The 1,667-nt window shown below is 68.2% G+C and carries 3 protein-coding genes; all 3 read right to left on the reverse strand.

Annotation, left to right across the window (positions count from 1 at the left end):
• Positions 1-189 (reverse strand): SDR family NAD(P)-dependent oxidoreductase (locus tag VF522_RS21070; protein WP_330910279.1); only part of this gene is annotated, 189 nt, incomplete at its 3' end.
• A 62-nt stretch (positions 190-251) separates the two neighbouring features.
• Positions 252-1,340, reverse strand: coding sequence for an alkene reductase (locus VF522_RS21075; RefSeq protein ID WP_301812992.1), 1,089 nt, complete (start codon positions 1,338-1,340; stop codon positions 252-254).
• Between the two features lie 98 nt (positions 1,341-1,438).
• On the reverse strand, positions 1,439-1,667 hold a 229-nt coding region (locus VF522_RS21080), incomplete at its 5' end, for an alpha/beta hydrolase (RefSeq protein WP_330910280.1).

A 1,667-nucleotide genomic window follows, 5' to 3' on the forward strand; every position in this document is an offset into this window, starting at 1 on the left:
CAGGTCGGCCTGCAGCACGTCCACGGCAACCTGGTGTTCGTCGCGCAGGCGCTGCGCAAGCGCGTCCAGGCGTGCCTTGTCGCGCGCGACCAGCACGAGGTCGTGGCCTCGCTGCGCGAAGCGCTCGGCGTAGGTGGCGCCGATGCCGGTCGAAGCGCCGGTAATGAGGGCGGTGGATTGGGTGGTCATATGGACGTTCTCCGCAGATCAGAGGGCACCGGGCCGCAGCGTTGGGCCCGGCGCCTGTTTGCTTACCTGGCCTCGGCCAGCGTGGGGTAGTCGGTGTAGCCCGCGGCGCCTCCGCCGTAGAGCGTGGACGGGTTGAGCTGTGCCAGCGGCGCGCCGCTCTTCAATCGTTCGACAAGATCGGGGTTGCTGATGAACGGCCGACCGAAGGCAAACAGGTCCGCCTTGCCCGATTCGAGCTGGGCGGCAGCGAATTCCAGGTCGTAGCCGTTGTTGGCGAGGTAGGTCTGCTTGAAGCTGCTGCGCAGCGCGGCGAAGTTGAATGGCGCCACGTCGCGCGGGCCGCCCGTCGCACCTTCGACCACGTGCAGGTAGACGATGCCCAGCGTGCTGAGCTGTTCGACGATGTAGCCGTACTGCGGCTGCGGGTCGCTGCTGGAGATGCCGTTGGCCGGCGATACGGGGGAGATGCGCACGCCGGTGCGATCGGCACCGATCTCCTTCGCCACCGCGGCGACGACCTCCAGCAGCAGGCGGGCGCGGTTCTCGACCGAGCCGCCGTAGGCGTCGGTGCGATGGTTGGCCCCGTCCTTGATGAACTGCTCCAGCAGGTAGCCATTGGCGCCGTGGACCTCCACGCCGTCGAAGCCGGCGGCGATGGCGTTGGCAGCGGCCTGGCGGAAGTCGTTCACGATGCCCGGCAGCTCGTTCAATTCGAGGGCGCGGGGCTCGGACACGTCGGCAAAGCCGTTGTTGGCGAAGGTCTTGGTCGCCGCGCGGATGGCCGAGGGCGCGACCGGCGCGGCACCGCCCGGCTGCACATCGACGTGCGACACGCGGCCCACGTGCCAGAGCTGCACGAAGATGCGCCCGCCCTGGGCGTGCACGGCGTCCGTGACCTGGCGCCAGCCGGCGATCTGCTCGGGCGTGTACAGGCCGGGGGTGTCCTGGTAGCCCTGGGCCTGGGCCGACACCTGGGTGGCCTCTGTGATGATCAGGCCGGCCGAAGCGCGCTGGGCGTAGTAGGTCGCGGCCAGTTCGCTGGGTACCAAGCCGGCGCCGGCGCGGTTGCGGGTCAGCGGCGCCATGACGATGCGATTGGCGAGTGTCAGAGGTCCCAGCTTGTATGGCTCGAAGAGCGCTTTCTTGCTCATGTCGGTATACGTTCTCTTGAATGGATGGACGTGCGGCCGATGCGATGCGGCCGCAGAGTGAAGTCAATGGCTGGTGGCGCACGTACTCGTGCGCACCGTCACTCCGCCAGGAACTGGATGGCGTGCTTGAGGAAGCGCTCGGGGTCCTGGAACTGCGCGCCGTGGCCGGCGTCCGGGTAGACCAGGAGCTGGGCGTTGGGGATGTTCTGCGCCAGGTGCCAGGAGTTGATCGTGGGGATCATCACGTCCTTGACCCCGTTGAGCACCAGCGTGGGCTGCTGGATGGCATTCAGGTAGGCGTAGGGGTTCTCGCCAGCCAGCGGCGGC

This window comes from Ramlibacter sp. (assembly GCF_036383835.1).
In the GTDB taxonomy this organism is placed as follows: Bacteria; Pseudomonadota; Gammaproteobacteria; order Burkholderiales; family Burkholderiaceae_C; genus Ramlibacter.